General features: G+C 63.3%; 13 protein-coding genes. 6 read left to right on the forward strand and 7 right to left on the reverse strand.

Annotation, left to right across the window (positions count from 1 at the left end; all coding sequences use genetic code 11):
• Positions 1-8 precede the first annotated feature (8 nt).
• From AC1PLU_RS00095 to AC1PLU_RS00105, 3 genes are all read left to right on the forward strand, one after another.
• Complete coding sequence (locus AC1PLU_RS00095; protein WP_023901941.1) at positions 9-701, forward strand: rhomboid family intramembrane serine protease; 693 nt, start codon at positions 9-11, stop codon at positions 699-701.
• 111 nt (positions 702-812) lie between these two features.
• On the forward strand, positions 813-1,133 hold the full coding sequence (locus AC1PLU_RS00100; protein WP_006452242.1) for a DUF1820 family protein: 321 nt from the start codon (positions 813-815) through the stop codon (positions 1,131-1,133).
• Positions 1,133-2,119 carry a D-2-hydroxyacid dehydrogenase family protein gene (locus tag AC1PLU_RS00105; RefSeq protein ID WP_481107325.1) on the forward strand — a complete coding sequence of 329 codons (987 nt, stop codon included), beginning with the start codon at positions 1,133-1,135 and terminating at the stop codon, positions 2,117-2,119. Before AC1PLU_RS00100 ends, AC1PLU_RS00105 begins: the two co-directional genes overlap by 1 nt.
• A gap of 225 nt (positions 2,120-2,344) precedes the next feature.
• Here AC1PLU_RS00105 and AC1PLU_RS00110 read toward each other — a convergent pair whose 3' ends face one another.
• The gene (locus AC1PLU_RS00110; protein ID WP_176340407.1) at positions 2,345-3,865 is read right to left on the reverse strand and encodes a S41 family peptidase; all 1,521 of its coding nucleotides are present in this window, start codon (positions 3,863-3,865) and stop codon (positions 2,345-2,347) included.
• Between the two features lie 327 nt (positions 3,866-4,192).
• Positions 4,193-5,515: a murein hydrolase activator EnvC family protein gene (locus AC1PLU_RS00115; RefSeq protein WP_481107326.1), complete on the reverse strand. Its 1,323-nt coding sequence runs from the start codon at positions 5,513-5,515 to the stop codon at positions 4,193-4,195.
• A gap of 97 nt (positions 5,516-5,612) precedes the next feature.
• Between AC1PLU_RS00115 and AC1PLU_RS00120 the strand changes: the two genes are divergently transcribed.
• Together AC1PLU_RS00120 and AC1PLU_RS00125 are read left to right on the forward strand one after the other, a co-directional pair.
• Positions 5,613-6,269: a DUF4097 family beta strand repeat-containing protein gene (locus AC1PLU_RS00120; protein WP_481107327.1), complete on the forward strand. Its 657-nt coding sequence runs from the start codon at positions 5,613-5,615 to the stop codon at positions 6,267-6,269.
• A 58-nt stretch (positions 6,270-6,327) separates the two neighbouring features.
• On the forward strand, positions 6,328-8,130 hold the full coding sequence (locus tag AC1PLU_RS00125; protein ID WP_481107328.1) for a M28 family metallopeptidase: 1,803 nt from the start codon (positions 6,328-6,330) through the stop codon (positions 8,128-8,130).
• Between the two features lie 205 nt (positions 8,131-8,335).
• Here the strand turns inward: AC1PLU_RS00125 and AC1PLU_RS00130 are convergent, their stop codons facing one another.
• The 5 genes from AC1PLU_RS00130 to AC1PLU_RS00150 form a co-directional block, all read right to left on the reverse strand.
• Positions 8,336-8,785: a PepSY domain-containing protein gene (locus tag AC1PLU_RS00130; RefSeq protein ID WP_023901948.1), complete on the reverse strand. Its 450-nt coding sequence runs from the start codon at positions 8,783-8,785 to the stop codon at positions 8,336-8,338.
• 294 nt (positions 8,786-9,079) lie between these two features.
• On the reverse strand, positions 9,080-10,138 hold the full coding sequence (locus AC1PLU_RS00135) for a glycoside hydrolase family 5 protein (protein ID WP_104551605.1): 1,059 nt from the start codon (positions 10,136-10,138) through the stop codon (positions 9,080-9,082).
• A gap of 701 nt (positions 10,139-10,839) precedes the next feature.
• Positions 10,840-11,901: a glycoside hydrolase family 5 protein gene (locus AC1PLU_RS00140; RefSeq protein ID WP_481107329.1), complete on the reverse strand. Its 1,062-nt coding sequence runs from the start codon at positions 11,899-11,901 to the stop codon at positions 10,840-10,842.
• Positions 11,902-12,286: 385 nt separating this feature from the next.
• Complete coding sequence (locus AC1PLU_RS00145; protein ID WP_481108576.1) at positions 12,287-13,282, reverse strand: glycoside hydrolase family 5 protein; 996 nt, start codon at positions 13,280-13,282, stop codon at positions 12,287-12,289.
• Positions 13,283-13,984: 702 nt separating this feature from the next.
• Positions 13,985-15,058, reverse strand: a complete 1,074-nt coding sequence (locus tag AC1PLU_RS00150; RefSeq protein ID WP_481107330.1) for a glycoside hydrolase family 5 protein — start codon at positions 15,056-15,058, stop codon at positions 13,985-13,987.
• A 303-nt stretch (positions 15,059-15,361) separates the two neighbouring features.
• Between AC1PLU_RS00150 and AC1PLU_RS00155 the strand changes: the two genes are divergently transcribed.
• Positions 15,362-16,417, forward strand: coding sequence for an NAD(P)-dependent alcohol dehydrogenase (locus AC1PLU_RS00155; RefSeq protein WP_006452229.1), 1,056 nt, complete (start codon positions 15,362-15,364; stop codon positions 16,415-16,417).
• The last annotated feature ends 37 nt before the right edge of the window (positions 16,418-16,454 follow it).

The raw sequence follows: 16,454 nt of genomic DNA on the forward strand, positions 1-16,454 counted from the left end.
CCACTCCGATGTTCGTCTCTCTCCCCTCCCGCAAGAAACCTACCCCCCGCTGGGCGGTGCCGTTGCTGTTCGCAACCGTCTGGCTGGCCTACCTGTGGTCGATCAGCCGGCCGGGCGAGGCGCGCAACACGCTGTGGCTGGACTGGGGCGCGCTGTCCAGCGGCGTCTCCAACCTGGGCGATTGGTGGGCGACCCTGCGCGACGGCAGCGTGCTGCGGCTGTTCACCGCGCTGTTCCTGCATGCGGACTGGTCGCACCTGCTCGGCAACCTGGTGTTCTTGCTGATCTTCGGGCTGCCGGCTGAGCGCATTCTGGGGCCGTGGCGGTTGCTGCTGCTGTTTCTGGTCGGCGGCGCGGCCTCCAACCTGGCGGCGATCTTTGCGATCGGCACGCCGGACCGGGTGATCATCGGCGCCTCGGGCGCGGTGTCGGCATTGATCGGCACCTATCTGGCGCTGTTTCCCGGCGCCAAGCTGGGCGTGGTGCTGCCGCTGGGAGTGTTTCTGGAATTCATCCGGGTGCCGGCGCCGTTGCTGATCGGGGTGTGGGCGATGCTGCAGGTGGTGTTCGCCTATATCGGCCCGGCGTTCGGCATGGTGGCGTGGTCGGCGCATATCGCCGGTTTTGTGTTCGGCATCGTCTATGGCCTGTACGTGCGCGCGGCGATCGCACGGCGGCTGCGCAAGCGCCACGGGTTCTAACGCGGCGAGCGACGCGTGGTGGACAGCCCCACGACGCTGACGCAGGCGTTGCGTTCTGGCAGTGACCGGTTGCGCTGCCTCGGCCGTGCTGGCGCGCCTATAATCGCCGGCATGGTCAAGCCTTTGTACAAAGTCACCTTCCTCAATCATGGCAAGGTGTACGAGCTTTACGCGCGTGAGGTCACCAGCAGCCATCTGTGGGGCTTCAACCAGATCGGCGAGCTGGTGTTCGACGTGCACGACGGGTTGGTGGTGGATCCCACCGAAGAACGGTTGCGCGAAGAGTTCGGCAATACCAAGACGCTGCACCTGCCGATGCAGAGCATCGTGCGCATCGAAGAGGTCGAGAAGAAAGGCCAGTCGGTGATCCGCGATGCCACCACCGGCGACAAGGTGGTCACGCCGTTCCCGCTGCCGACCAAACCGCGCTGATGCGGATCCTGGTGCCCGACGATTACCAGGGCGCCGTCCGCCAGCTGCCCTGTTTGCAGCGGTTGCAAGGGCACGATGTACAGGTGCTGGGTGCGCTGGCTACCGATCCCAACGAATGGGCCGAGCGGCTGGTGGAAGCCGATGCGTTGGTGCTGATTCGCGAGCGTACCCGCGCGGACGCCACGCTGCTGCGGCGTTTGCCGCGGCTCAAGTTGATCAGCCAGACCGGGCGGGTGGGCGCACATGTGGATGTGGCCGCGTGCACCGAGTTCGGGGTGGCAGTGGCCGAAGGCGTCGGCTCGCCGGTGGCGCCGGCCGAGCTGACCTGGGCCTTGATCCTGTCGGCCAGCCGGCGGCTGACCGAGTACCAGCGCGCGCTGCATCAGGGCCGCTGGCAGGCGCTGGGTGATCCCGGGTTGGGACGCGTGCTGCACGGGCGCACCTTGGGCATCTGGAGTTATGGGCGGATCGGCCAGCGCGTGGCCGGCTTCGGGCGTGCGTTCGGCATGCAGGTGCTGGTGTGGGGCGGCGAAGCCTCTTGCGCGCAGGCCGCGCGCGATGGGTTCGAGATCGCCGCCAGCCGCGAGGACCTGTTCGAACGCAGCGATGTGCTGTCGCTGCATCGGCGCCTGAGCGCGCAGACACGCCATCAGGTGACCGTGGACGATCTGGCGCGCATGCGCCGCGATGCCTTGCTGGTCAACACCAGCCGCGCCGAATTGATTGCGCCAGGTGCGCTGTTGGCCGCGTTGGACGCCGGCCGTCCGGCGCAGGCGGCGATGGATGTGTTCGAACGTGAGCCGGTGCTGGATGCGCGCGATGCGTTGCTGCAGCACCCGCGCGTGTTGGCGACGCCGCATTTGGGCTATGTGGAACGCGACAGCTACGCGCTGTACTTCGAAGCGGCATTCGACAATGTGCTGGCGTTTGCCGCAGGCACGCCGCGCAATCTGGTCAATCCCGAGGCGTTGGCGATTGCGCGATAGCGGTTGTTTGAGTGGTGATCGCGTTCGGGAAGGCTTCTCGCGACCAAGGTCGCTCCTACAAAAGCATTCGCGCTGCGGCACGGCTTGTTGCGTGACGTTACATCCGGTCAGCGCTACGGTTGCCGGGTGATCGAGGTGTGCGGGCAGATGGCGTTGCAGTGCCAGCGCACACCGATCGCGCCGAGTGCGCAGCGGGTGTAGCTCACCCGCTGCGCCGTGTCCGGATCACTTGACCGGTTCGGCCGGTTTGGGTTTTTCCGCAGGCGCGGTCGGTTCGGCTGGCGCCGCTGGCTTGGCTTTTTCAGCCGGTTCGGTGGGCTTGTCGGTGGCCTTGGGCTTGTCGCCGGTCGCCGGACGCGCTGCTGCCGGCTTGGGTTCGGCTGCTGTCTTGGCGGCCTTGGCCTTCTGTGCTGCCTGCGCCTTGGCTTTGAGCGCGGCTTGGGCCTTGGCGGCCGAGCCGGGCTGCTTGAGTTCGGCCAATGCGGCGGCGATCGGGCCATCGCCCGGCAGTACGTCGCCGGCGCTATAGCCCTCTTCGCCCTCGGCATCGCCACGCAGATGGCCGGGCAAGGTGGCTTCGCTGTAGTCGGTCAGGCTGGCCGGCAGGTCGGCGTCGCCCGGTTGCGGTTCCGGGGTGAGCAGCACTTCCGGCACGATGCCGCTGGCCTGGATCGACTTGCCGCTGGGCGTGTAATAGCGCGCGGTGGTGAGCTTGACCGAGTCGCCGTTATCCAGCGGCAGCACGGTCTGCACCGAGCCCTTGCCGAAGGTGCGGCTGCCGATGATGCGCGCGCGCTGGTTGTCGCGCAGCGCGCCGGCCAGCACTTCTGAGGCGCTGGCCGAGCCGGCGTCCACCAGCACGATGACCGGCACGCCGCCGAGCAGATCGCCCGGGGTGGCGTCGAACTTGGCATCGCTGATCGAAATACGTCCACGGGTGCTGACGATGTTGCCCTTGTCGAGCAGATCGTCGGCCACCTGCACTGCGGCGGTCAGCAGGCCGCCCGGATTGCTGCGCAGATCCAGCACCAGGCCGCGCAACTTGCCGCCGGCCTGCAGTTGCTTGAGGTTCTTCTGGAAGTCGGCACCGGTGTCGGCCTGGAAGGTGCTGATGCGGATATAGCCGTAGCCCGGTTCCAGCAGCTTGCTGCGCACGCTGGCCACGCGGATGGTCTCGCGCTGCAGGGTGACGTCGAACGGCTTGGGCGTCTTGTCGCGCACGATGGTCAGCACGACCTTGCTGCCGGATTCGCCACGCAACGGCTCCATCGCCTTGCTGGCGTCGATCGGCTTGCCGTCGATGGCCACGATCACATCGCCGGCGCGGATGCCGGCGCGCGCGGCCGGAGTGTCGTCGATCGGCGCGATCACCTTGAGCGTATTGTCCTGTTGCTGCAGCAATTCCACCCCGATGCCGTCGTAGGCGCCAGTGGCCTGTTCGTCGAAGGCCTCGGCGTCTTCCTTGTCGAAATAGGTGCTGTGTGGGTCCAGATCCGAGAGCAGGCCACGTACGGCGGCATGCATCAGCTTCTTGTCTTCGACCGGATCCACATACGCCTGCTTGACCGCGTTGTAGACCGCCACGAAACGGCGGATCTCTTCCAGCGGCACCTTGGACACGGCGGCTTCATTGGCTTCCGGATCGTCCGCAGTCGCCTGGGCGGCGGCGGTGCCGGCCTTCTGTGCCCAACCGGGCGACGCGAACAAGGCCAGCGACAGGGCAACGGACAGGACAGCTACGCGCATGAAGCACTCCGGAAGAGAGAAGACGCCCCACAACGTGGCGCCGCCTGGATTATGCGCGAAGCAGCGATAAATCCGCGTTGAATTGCCGTTGCCTGCTGCAACTGCGCAGATGCATGCGCGGTGGCGTCGCCGTGCGGTGCGCATCGTGCTGGCAATGACGCGGCCAGACGCGCTGCCGGGCATTGGCACACTACACCGGGAGCGCCCGCCCGATGGCTGCGCAAGCAGCTTGTCCCGGTTCCCTGAGTGGTCGCCTCAATGGTCGCTTCAACGCGATGCACGTCTGGTCACTGGGACGCGGCAGCGCGCGACTCACCGCACCTGCACTCAGCGCCGCTGCAACCAGCTCGACGGATCCACCGGCTGCCCATTGCGACGCAGTTCGAAGTACAACGCCGGCACGCCCTGCCCGCCCGAGCTGCCGACCTTGGCCACCGCCTCGCCGCGCTTGATCGAGGCGCCGGCATCGCGCAACAGCGTGTCGTTGTGCGCGTACAGGCTCATGTAGCCGTTGCCGTGGTCCACGATCAGGATCATGCCGTAGCCGGTCATCCAGTCGGAGAACACCACTGTGCCATCGGCCACGGCGCTGACGGTGCTGCCCTTGGGCGCGCCGATCAGCACGCCCTTGCTGGTGTGGCCATCCGGCAAGGTGGCGTTGAAGCGGGCCAGCAGGTTGCCCGACACCGGCCAGCTCAGCCCACCGACCTTGGGGGCCGGCGCGCTGGCGATGACCTTGGGCGGCGTCTTGCCCGGCCGGTCGGGGCGATCGGGACGATCGGTTTTAGCGCGCTTTGCCTGCGCGGCGGCCTCGGCTGCGGCGCGCTTGGCGGCCGCGCGGCGTTCGGCTTCGGCCTTGGCGGCGGCCGCGCGCAGATTGGCGAGCAACTGTTCCAGCGACTTGGCGTCCTGGCCCAGGGCTTTTTCGCGTTCGGCGCGCTGTTTGTAGCGGTCGTCCAGCTGGGCGACGGTGACCGCCTGCTGCGAGCGATCCTTCTGCAGCGAAGAGGCCTGCGCTTTTTGCTGCGCGCGCGCGCTATCCAGTGCCTGGCGCCGGCTGGCGATGTCCTGTTCTACCTTCGCCAAGGCCTCCAGCTGCGTGGTCAGCGCCTGGATGCGCTGTGCGCGCGCGTTCTGCACGTAGCGATGGTCGGCCAGCCGGCGCGTGGCATCGCCCACTGTGTCTTGCGACAACAACACCTTCAACGGCGCGTTGCGGCCGAGCTGATCGGCGGCGCGCAACAGCGCTGCCAGCTGCGCGCGCTGGGTCTGCAGGCCGCGCTGCAACTGCGCGCGATCCTGCTGCAGTTTGCTCAGATGCTGCTCCTGCTCGCGCATCGCCGATTCGGTTTCGCTCAATGCACGTGCGGTCTTGGCCACCTTTTCATCGGCCTGGCGCAGCTGCTGGGCGGCGGTGCCGCGCTTGCCTTCCAGTTCGCGCCGGTCGGCAGTGATGGTCTTCAATTCATCGCGCAACTGCTGCAGCTTGCGCTCGGCCTCGCGCTGGCTTTGCGCGCTTGCACCGGCGCTGCCGAGCACTGTGCAAGCCAGCAGCGCGCAAGCCAGCATGGCCGCCGCCAGCCACGCGCGTGAGCGGCCGGTGGCGGGGGCAAGCGGCAGGCGCGAGCGCGGTGCGGGCGAAGGGAGCAACGAACGGTCCAGTGACTTCAGGCAGGTGCGCGATTGTATCCAAGCATGGTGTGATCGCCGCCACGCCCCAGATAGCCGCCGCCGCGCGAGGTTCAGCATGAAGTCCCAGCATCTTCTCCTGATGGTGTCCCTGGTCTGCACGAGCGCCTGGGCCAACGAGGACATCAGCAAGGTCAACGGCCGCATCAGCGCCGAGGCCGGCCAATCGTATGGCGCCCTGGACACCGTCAACGGCTCCATCGAAATCGGTGCCGGTGCGCAGACCAAGAGCGTGGAAACCGTCAACGGCAGCATCCAGATCGGCGAGCGCGCGCGCACCGGTGGCGTCTCCACCGTCAATGGCGCGATCACGCTGGGCCAGAAAGTGGTGGTGTCCGGCGGGTTGGAGACGGTCAACGGCAGCATTCTGGTGGAGCGCGGCAGCCAGATCAGCGGCGGCGTGGAAACCGTCAACGGCAGCATCGGTCTGGTGGAAACCGAGCTCGGCAAGGGCATCGAGACCGTCAATGGCGATATCACCGTGGGGGTGGGCTCGCATGTGCATGGCGGGATCGAGGTCACCAAGCCCAATTTCAGTTTTTCGTTCAAGCCATCGCGCAAGCCGCGGGTGGTGATCGGCCCCAATGCGGTGGTGGATGGGCAGCTGCAGTTCGAGCGCGAGGTCAGCCTGTATGTGCATCGCACCGCCAGGATCGGCGTGGTCACCGGCGCCACTGCGCGCAGTTTCGACAGCGACGTGGCGCCCAAGGACTGACGCGCTCACCACAGTCAGCGCCTAGAATCGGGGGACCTTCGCCGCACGAGGAGTCCCGATGCCCCGCAAGATCCTGTTGTGCCTGGCCGCGACGCTGGCCCTGGCCGGCTGCAAACGTGAGCCCGCCGACGCACCTGCCGCGCCCAGCGCGCAGACCCCGGCCGATACCGCACCCAGCGCACCGGTCAGCCGGCATGCGTTCTCGCCAGAGATGACGACCGGCGACTTCGCCGAGTTGGTCAAGACACTGGCCTCGGACGACTTCGAAGGGCGCGGTCCGGGCACCGCGGGCGAAGAGAAGACCGTTACCTATATCCGCGACCAGATGCAGCGCATCGGGCTGCAACCGGGCAATGGCGATAGCTGGTTCCAGGACGTGCCGATGGTGGAAACCACCGCCGATGCAGCCACCGCACCCAGCCTGCGCAGCGGCGATCAGACCCGCGCGCTGGCCTTCGGCACCGACATCGTGGTGGGCACGCGCACCGGCCAGGCCGAGGTCAAGCTGGACAACAGCGAGCTGGTGTTCGTCGGCTACGGCGTGGATGCGCCCGAGCAGCAGTGGAACGATTACGCCGGCCAGGATTGGAAAGGCAAGACGGTGGTGATGTTCGTCAACGACCCGGGCTTTCACACCGGCGATGCCAAGCTGTTCGACGGCAAGCGCATGACCTACTACGGGCGCTGGACCTACAAGTTCGAAGAGGCCGCGCGCAAGGGCGCCGCCGCCGCGCTGATCGTGCACGACACGCCCGGCGCCAGCTACGGCTGGGATGTGGTGAAGAATTCCTGGGCCGGCCCGCAATACGACCTGCCGGCCAAGGATGACACCGACCCGCGCCTGCCGGTGCAGGGCTGGATCAGCGCCGAGACCGCCAAGCAGTTGTTCGCCAACGCCGGGCTGGACCTGGCGCAGGCCTACAAGGACGCCAGCAAGCGCGGCTTCAAGCCGGTGCCGTTGAAGGCCAGCTGGTCGGTGGACCTGAAGAGCACCATCGCCGAAAAGACCTCACGCAATGTGGTCGGCGTGCTGCCGGGCAGCAGTCACGCCGATGAGGCGGTGCTGTACATGGCGCATTGGGATCACCTGGGCAAGCATCCGGGCGAGAGCGGCGACAACATCTACAACGGCGCGGTGGACAACGCGACCGGCGTGGCCGGCATTCTGGAAATCGCCGATGCGTTCGCGCATCAGGATCCCAAGCCGGCGCGCTCGGTGGTGTTTGTGGCGGTGACGCTGGAAGAATCCGGTTTGCTCGGGTCCAAGTATTACGTGGCCAACCCGAGTTTCCCGCTGGACAAGATTGCCGCGGTGATCAACCTGGATGCGATGTCGGTGGCCGGGCGCGCGCGCGATGTCACCGTGGTGGGCATGGGCAGCTCGGAGCTGGAAGACATTCTCAAGCCGATCGCCGCGATGCAGGGCCGCACGCTGCACGCCGAGGCGACGCCGCAGAGCGGCTCGTATTTCCGCTCGGATCATTTCAACTTCGCCAAGGCGGGGGTGCCGGCGCTGTACGCCGATGGCGGCGAGGATCTGCGCGAGGGCGGCACCGCTGCCGGACGTGCAGCCGCCGAAGACTATGGGCGCAATCGCTACCATGCCCCTGGTGATCAGTACGATGCGGCCACGTGGAAACTCGATGGCACCCTCGAAGATCTGCAGGCGGTGTATGGCGTGGGCAAGGAAGTCGCCGCTGGCGAGCATTGGCCCAACTGGTATGCGGGCAACCCATTCAAGGCCGCGCGCGACCGCATGATGGTCGGCAAGCCGGGTGCGGGTGCAGTAGCGGATCCGCAGGCACCTGCCTCTGCTGAGGGCAAACAGGCCGATGGCAAGCAGGTAGCGCCGGCGCGTTGAGTACACCGAGTGCGCGCATGGCCTCTCAAGCACGCATGTGTGGAGTCGTGTTGCGATCGATCGAGTTGCGGCAGTGCGGGTGACAACTAGGCCGTACTGCCTGCGGTGTCAATAAACAGGGCCTCCAGTTGGAGGCCCTGTTCAGTGCTGCAGTGCTGCCTGGCAAACGTGCTCAAACACCACACGCGATTGCGTCAGTGATGGATCAGTCGTTGTCCGCGCTGACCACGTGCCCATCTTCTGGATCGATGTGCAGGTCGACCTTCTGCCCGCCACGTTGCTCGGCGTCGGCCTTCCACAGGCCGTCCTTGAACTTGAGGTCGTGCACGTTGGAATAGCCGTTGGTCGACAACGCCGCGCGGATGTCGGCCTCGCTCAACTTGGAGGTGGTCTGGTCGCCGTACACGCGCCCGGTCACCGGGTCGATACGCACATCCACATCCTTGCCATCGCCGCTGCGCGCATCGGCGGTCCACACTCCGTGCTCGAACTTGACGTCGTGCACCTTGGTGTAACCCTTGCTGGTGAGCATGCTGGTGATTTCGGCGGACGTCAGCGCCTTGGCCGGCTTATCGGCAGCGGCCTGCGCAAATGCGCCATGCGATGCCAGCGCGAGTGCGCCGATCAGCGCGGTCTTCATCAATCGATGTGCCATGAGACTGCTCCTGCAGTGAAGTGTGCCCATGCTGGACGCGCTGTCATGGCCATCGGGTGAAAAAACCGACGTCGCGGTAGCACGAGTTCAGGCAGCTGAAATGCTCGCACTGGTCTTCATTCGCCTTGCACGTGATGTTTACCTTCCGCAAGACGTGGCTGCAGTGGTAGCGCAAGGTCATCGATGACGCGATCGGGATGATTGCGCTGCGATACGCACCGGAGTCAGAACGATGCACAGCCCGGACGGACGCATAAAAATCGAGCCGCCTTGCGGCGGCTCGACCCGATTACATCAAGGTGTGACGCGTGTGATGCCCGCTGCCCACGGAGACAGGATCGACATCTGTGGCCGGTCGGTGCCGTCCTTGTTCGGCTGTAAGGTATACGCGTAGGAGCCCCACCAAGCGCCTGCGGCCCACCACGTCCAGCCCAACCAGACATCGTCGTTTCTCTGCATATACTTGAGCATGCCATACAGCGCACTATTACAGGTCTTATTGCTGGCACTGCCGAATTCGCCAAGGAAACCGCGCTTGTGATTGGCGCGTAGCCACTCGGTGAAGCTGCGCAAACGATCGGCACCGATGCTGGAATTGACGCACACGTTGGTCGTGCCGCTGGAATCTGCGTCCAGATACTGATGCACCTCGAACGCGTAGTTGTTGAGGGGATCGTAGATGGACGCCAGCGCGGTGGCATTGGAATAGCCATCGCTTGTGAGCGAGGACCAACTGTGCGCACCGGTCCAGAGAACGCCTGGGACCAGGATCAAATTGTTCGCACCGGTGGCGCGGATGGCGTCGATCGCCGCCTGGGCGCTACCGGCCCATCCGCTGGCAGATACGCCATTGGGCTCGTTCATCAGGCCGAAGATCACGGCATTGTCGTTGCGGAACACCAGCGCAAGACGCCGCCATAAATCGGCGAACGTGGCGTTTTGCACCTCGCTGCTACCGATCTTGTAGCCGTTGTATTTGGCGTAGTTGTGGATGTCCAACACCAGATACATGCCCGATGCCTTGGCGCGTGCCACCGCCTGTTGCACCAATGCCAGTTGCGCCGGATCCAATTCGCCGCGCGCACTCGGTTGCAGGCGCTCCCACAGGATGGGAAGACGGATGGTATTCATGCCTACACCTGCGAAATAGGTGTAATCGCTGGTTGCCGGATACATATAGTCCTTGTTGAGGACTCCCGGCTTTTTGGAAGACGCGAATTCTGCGCCTGAGAGATTGACGCCGGCGTATTTCAGTACGCGCGTTCTTGCGTGGGCGAGCGGCAACGTGCCGATCAGGAGGAACAGCAGGGCGCAACGAACAAGGTTGCGAAGCGAGTGAGAAACGGCGGACATAAAGCAACTCCTTAGACGACGGGGAAGATGCGTCACAGCACCCTTTGTGCTTGCGATCTGCGCGAAATACGCCGCATCCGTCGTCTTTAATGCATCTGTCGTACCGAATTTCTGGTTGCATTAACTGCGAAGTAAATGTGTCGAATGGAGCGCAGTCACATATCGCACAGGTCACTTTTCGAATCAGCGCGTTATAACGTGGGCATGGAATATGCGGAAACGCAGGCTTTTCAAGCCGCGACAGATACATCGCTGTGTCGAAATACCATCGTATGGACGCGCTCGCTGTCAACGGTCCGGCGTCGGATCACTGACGTCACAATGCAGTAGCACGTGCAGCGAACGCATAAGCGTTTGCCGTCGTCGTCTATGTTTATCGCAGGCGTTTATTAACTAAGCGATGCGCTTTGCACGGCTTTGTGACTGACGCGCCGGGCAGGACCATCCGGATGCATGCATGCGAGCTTGGCAGCAAGCTGCTGGGGCAACCAGCGCCATAGCACCAGAGGATCACGCACCAACTGAAACACCGCCGTCCCCGGCGTCAGTCAGGTGGCGATAGCTTTTCAACTGCAATGAGGGTGTTGCACATGGATATCGAGTCCAAGCTATGTGACCGCACGTTGCGATGACGCACACAAAAGAGCCGCCTTGCGGCGGCTCGATCGGATCATGGCGAGATCACATCACATCACATCACATCAAGGGCTGAAGCGTGTCGCATGGGTCGCCTGTGGCGACAGGATCGACATCTGCGGCTTGTCGGTTCCGTCCTTGTTGGGATGTACGCTGTATTCGTAACTGATGTTCCACCATGAACCAGCGGCCCACCAGGTCCAGCCCAGCCAGACATCTGCATTGGTTTCCATATACCCGAGCATGCCCTGCAGCGCTGCATTGCAACCGGCGTTGTTGCCGGTGCCGAATTCGCCCAGGAAACCGCGTTTTTGATTGAGGCGCAACCACTCGGTGAAACTGCGTAGACGATCGGCGCCGACGGTGGCACTGACGCAGACATTGCTGGTGCCGCTGGAATCGGCATCCAGGTACTGATGCACTTCGAACGCGTAGTGGTTGAGTGGGTCGTAGATGGAGGTCAGCGCGGTGGCGTTGGAATACCCATCGCTGGTGGGCGAGTACCAACTATGCGCGCCGGTCCATAACACGCCGGGGACCAGAATCAAATTGTTTGCACCGGTGGCCCGAATGCTGTCGATGCCTGCCTGTGCAGCGGCAGCCCAGCCACCTGCCGATACCCCATTGGGCTCGTTCATCAGCCCGAAAATCACCGCGTTATCGTTTTTGAACACCAGCGCAAGACGGCGCCATAAATCACTGAAGGTCGCAATCGGCGCTTCAGGAGTGCCTATTTTATAACCGTAGTATTTGGCATAGTTATGGATATCCAGCACCAGATACATGCCCGATGCCTTGGCGCGAGCCACTGCCTGCTGCACCAATGCCAATTGCGCCGGATCCAGTTCGCCACGTGCGCTGGGTTGCAGACGCTCCCACAAAATGGGCAGGCGGATCGTATTCATGCCAACGCCGGCGAAATAGGTGTAATCGCTGGCAGGTGCGTACATGTAGTCTTTGTTGAGCACTCCCGGCTTTTTCGACGATGCAAACTCGGCACCGGAAAGATTGACTCCGGCGTAGGTGAGTGCGCGTGTCTGCGCATGAACCTGCGGCAAGACGCCAAGCAGGATGAGAAGCAGTGCACAGCGAACAACGCTGCGCAGCGAGCAGGAAACAGAAGACATAAAGCAACTCCTTGAACGACGGGGACGATGCGTCGCAGCCGGTTGCGTGCGATTTGCGCCAAGCGCGCTGCATCGGTAGGACTTAATGCATTGGTTGTGCCCGATCGCGCATCACACTGAGCGTTAAGTAAATGTGCGAGCTCACTCCCAGTCACAATTCGCCGGGGTCACATTCCGCACCAGCACGCTGTAACGCGCGGCAGAAAAAAGCGGCCGCGCACGCTTCGGCACACGGTCAGCGCGGACGGTGTGCTGTCGAAAGAACGTCGTATGGATGCGTCTGCTGCCAACTGCATGACGCCGATTCATTGGCGCCGTGCACGGTTGCGCCTGCATGCTCAGCGCATGCGAGGCGTGGTTTGCAGACGAATGCGAGGTGTCGCTGTTAGCGGGCGATACGCTGCGCGCGGGCACTCAGGATCGTCATCTGTGGCTTGTCGCGTCCCTGCGCATCGGGCTGCACGTTGAATGGATAGGTCCGGTTCCACCATGCACCGGCCGCCCACCAGGTCCAGCCGATCCACACATCGCTGTTGGTTTCCATGTAACCCAACATGTTGTTGAGTGCGCTGTTGCAGGTCGCGTTGTTGCCAGTGCCGAATTCGCCCAGAAATCCACGCTTGTGATTCAGGCGTAGCCACTGGGTAAAACTGCGCAGGCGTTCGGCACCGACGGTGCTGCTGACGCAACCGGCGCTGGTACCGCTGGAGTCGGTATCCAGGTATTGATGCACTTCGATGGCGTAGCGATTGAGCGGGTCGCGAATGGATGCCAGTGCCACGGCATTGGATTGCCCGGCAACGGTGGAATACCAACTGTGCGCGCCGCTCCACAGCGCTCCGGGAACCAGAATCAGATTATTGGCGCCGGTTTTGCGGATGGTGTCGATCGAGGCTTGTGCCGCGCTGGCCCAGGATTGCGGATTGATGTCATAAGGCTCATTCATCAGCCCGAAGATCACCGCGTTGTCGTTCTTGAAGGCGATCGCCAGGCGACGCCACAAATCGGTAAAGGTGCTGATCGGCACGCGGCTGCTGCCGATCTTGTTGCCGTAGTACTTGGCGTAGTTGTGCACATCCAGAATCAGATAGACCTTGGCGACCTTTGCATTGGCGACTGCCTGGCGGATCAGTGCCAATTGCGCCGCATCCAGTTCACCGCCAGCCTTGGGTTGCAGGCGCTCCCACAGGATGGGTAATCGAATGGTGTTCATGTGTTTGCCGGCGAAGTAGCGGTAATCGCTGGCGGCCGGATACAGGTAGTCGACGTTGAGCACGCCGGGTTTTTGCGAGGATTTGATTTCTGCGCCAGAGAGATTGACGCCGGCATACTTCAGGCGATTGCCGCTCTGTGCATGTGCAAGCGGCATGATGACAAGCAGCAGCAATGAGAACGCGCAGCTAAGCAGCCGGCGTGTCCGGGGGGGAGAGGGCAACATGGGTGACTCCTGAAGCATTCGCGGGGGGAGATGCATCGCACTGGCGTGGACCTGCCACGTGCATGACGACAATGCAACGCCTACACCCTAGGCGCATCCGTACATTCAAACTACGAATGCGAGATATCACTTAATTGGAGCTGTGAGCGACTTGGCACTTATTGCCAAACATACACGTGCTTTGATGTGGTAAAGCGCACATCGCGCGATCGTCATCGCCGCACACAGGTCGCACTCTGCGCGGCAGCACTGCATCGACTGCTGCGCATTCGAGATGGAGTGACGTTGCAGGTTGTCTTGCGGTTACAACACTGCACGTCGATACAGTGGCGTGCCTTGCATCAACGCAGATCGCAATTGCACGCATAAAAACTCACCTGGTGCGCGAACGGGACGTCGGCACTTGCGATGTATTGCACGTGAGGTTTGTGTGCTGCGTCGTGACTGCGGCAACACTCCATCACTGCGGATCCTGCAAGACGCGTCGCGCGATTGCGGGGCCACCGCGCATTTGCGCGTGGCGCTGTGATGCCACCGCCCGCACATCCGATGCTTCGGCATGGCGCATGTCATACATGCACGACAAAAAAAACGGTGGCCGCAGCATCTTGCTGCGACCACCGCATTCGAACAGATCGGCGTGTGTTACTTGGTGGCGCGGCGTGCGTACTTGCTCAGGATCGAGATCTGCGGCTTGTCGCTGCCATCCTTGCCCGGCTGCACGGTGAAGAAGTACTCCGGCTTCCACCATGCGCCGGCGGCCCACCAGGTCCAGCCCAGCCACACGTCGCTGTTCTTTTCCATGTAGGTCAGCATGCCTTCCAGCGCCTGGTCGCAGACCGGATTGTTGGCAGTGCCGAATTCACCCAGAAAGCCTTTCTGCTTGTTCTCGCGCAGCCATGCGGTGAAGCCGCGCAATTTCTCTTCGCCAACCGTGGCGCTGGTGCAGACCGGCTTGGTGCCGCTGTAGTCGCTGTCCAGATATTGATGCGCTTCGAAGGCCAGGTTGTTGCCCGGGTCCTTGACGATCTCCAGCGCCTTGGCATTGGAACCGCCATAGTTGGCGCTGCGCCAGCTGTGCGCGCCGCTGTAGGCGGTGCCCGGCACCAGGATCAGGTTCTTGGCGCCGGTCTTGCGGATCGCGTTGATTGCGCCTTGCGCCGCTGCAGCCCAGTCGGTTGCGGAAATCCCGTTGGGCTCATTCATCAGCCCGAAAATCACCGATGTGTCGTCCTTGAATTCCAGCGCCAGCCGGCGCCACAGATCCGCCACTGCGGCGGCGGGTACATCGCTGGTGCCGATGCGCTTGCCGTTGTACTTGGCGTAGTTGTGCACATCCAGGATCAGGTATTGCTTGTTGGCCTTGGCCGCAGCCACCGATTTCTTCAGTAGCGCCAATTGCGCCGGATCCAACTCGCCGCTGAGCTGTGGTTGCAGGCGTTCCCACAGGAACGGCAGGCGGATCGTATTCATGCCTTTGCCGGCGAAATAACTGAAATCCGACGCGGCCGGATAGGTGTAGTCCTTGTACAAGGTGCCCGGCTTCTTGCGCGAGTTGAACTCGGCGCCGGAGAGATTGACACCGACATATTTCAGGCCGGCAGATTCCTTTTTTGCAGCGGCGGGCTCTTTTGCCTGTGCCAACGGCATTGCAGCGAGCAAGGTCAGTGCGAGTGCGGCACTGCGTAACGAGGGGAAATGTGCGTGAGAGCGAAACATGAAGCCTCCTTCGGCATCGACGTGAGTGGCCGCAGGGGGAGGGCACGGCCAGCAGGGATGGTGCAGGGCAGGATGGTGGTTGGTCAGCGTAGAAGCTTTGGCGTTAGTGCGCCATTCACGCCTACTGCAGCGATTTGATCGCGCAAACGCCTGCAAGACGCACTTCGCCGCTGCGGTGGCGTTCGCAACCCGACAGGCAAGACGCACTGTCGCAGGAGTGCGACAGGCGCCTGTTTTAAGCTAGAGGCTGCTTACTTTTGTCTCCTGCACCATCGCGGGGGACGTGACGCCCGGAGCCCCCTCATGAGCAAAGCTCACGCTTACGCCGCCCAGACCGCCGATCAACCGCTTGCACCGTTCGTGTTCGAACGGCGCGCACCCGGCCCCGACGATGTACAGATCGACATCGCCTATTGCGGTGTGTGTCACTCCGATCTGCATACCGCACGCAACGAATGGCACAACACGCTGTACCCGTCGGTGCCCGGCCACGAGATCGTCGGCCGTGTGACGGCGGTTGGCGATGCGGTCACTGGTTTCAAGGTCGGCGACCTGGCCGGTGTCGGCTGCATGGTCGACAGCTGTCGCAGCTGCGCGTCCTGCCAGGAAGGCGAAGAACAGTATTGCGAGCAGGGCTTTACCGGCACCTATAACGGGCCGATGTTTGGCGGCGAGAACACCTACGGCGGGTACTCCGACCACATCGTGGTCGATCAGAAATACGTGCTGCGCATCTCGCACAGCGACAACCTGGCGGCCGTGGCGCCGCTGCTGTGCGCCGGCATCACCACTTATTCGCCGCTGGCGCATTGGAAGGTCGGTCCCGGCCAGAAGGTGGGTGTGGTGGGCCTGGGTGGCCTGGGCCACATGGCAGTGAAGATCGCCAAGGCGATGGGCGCCACCGTGGTGTTGTTCACCACCTCCGAGAGCAAGCGCGCCGATGCGTTGCGTCTGGGTGCCAGCGAAGTGGTGATCTCCAAGGACGAGGCGCAGATGGCCGCGCAAGCCAACACACTGGACTTCATCCTCAACACCGTGGCCGCGCCGCACAACCTGGACCCGTTCCTGGCTGCGCTCAAGCGCGACGGGGCGATGGTGCTGGTCGGCGTGCCCGAGCACTCGCACCCTTCGCCGAGCGTGTTCAATCTGATCATGAAGCGCCGCACGCTGGCCGGTTCGTTGATCGGCGGTATCCGCCAGACCCAGGAGATGCTGGATTTCTGCGCCAAGCACAACATCGTCTCGGACATCGAAACGATTCGCGCCGACCAGATCAACGAGGCCTACGAGCGCATGCTCAAGAGCGACGTGAAGTATCGCTTCGTGATCGATATGGCCACGCTGGACAAGGCGGCCTGATCGCTCAGCGCGCCCGGCAATCGATGCAGCCCTGCAA

It is taken from the genome of Xanthomonas sp. NCPPB 2933 (assembly GCF_056725225.1).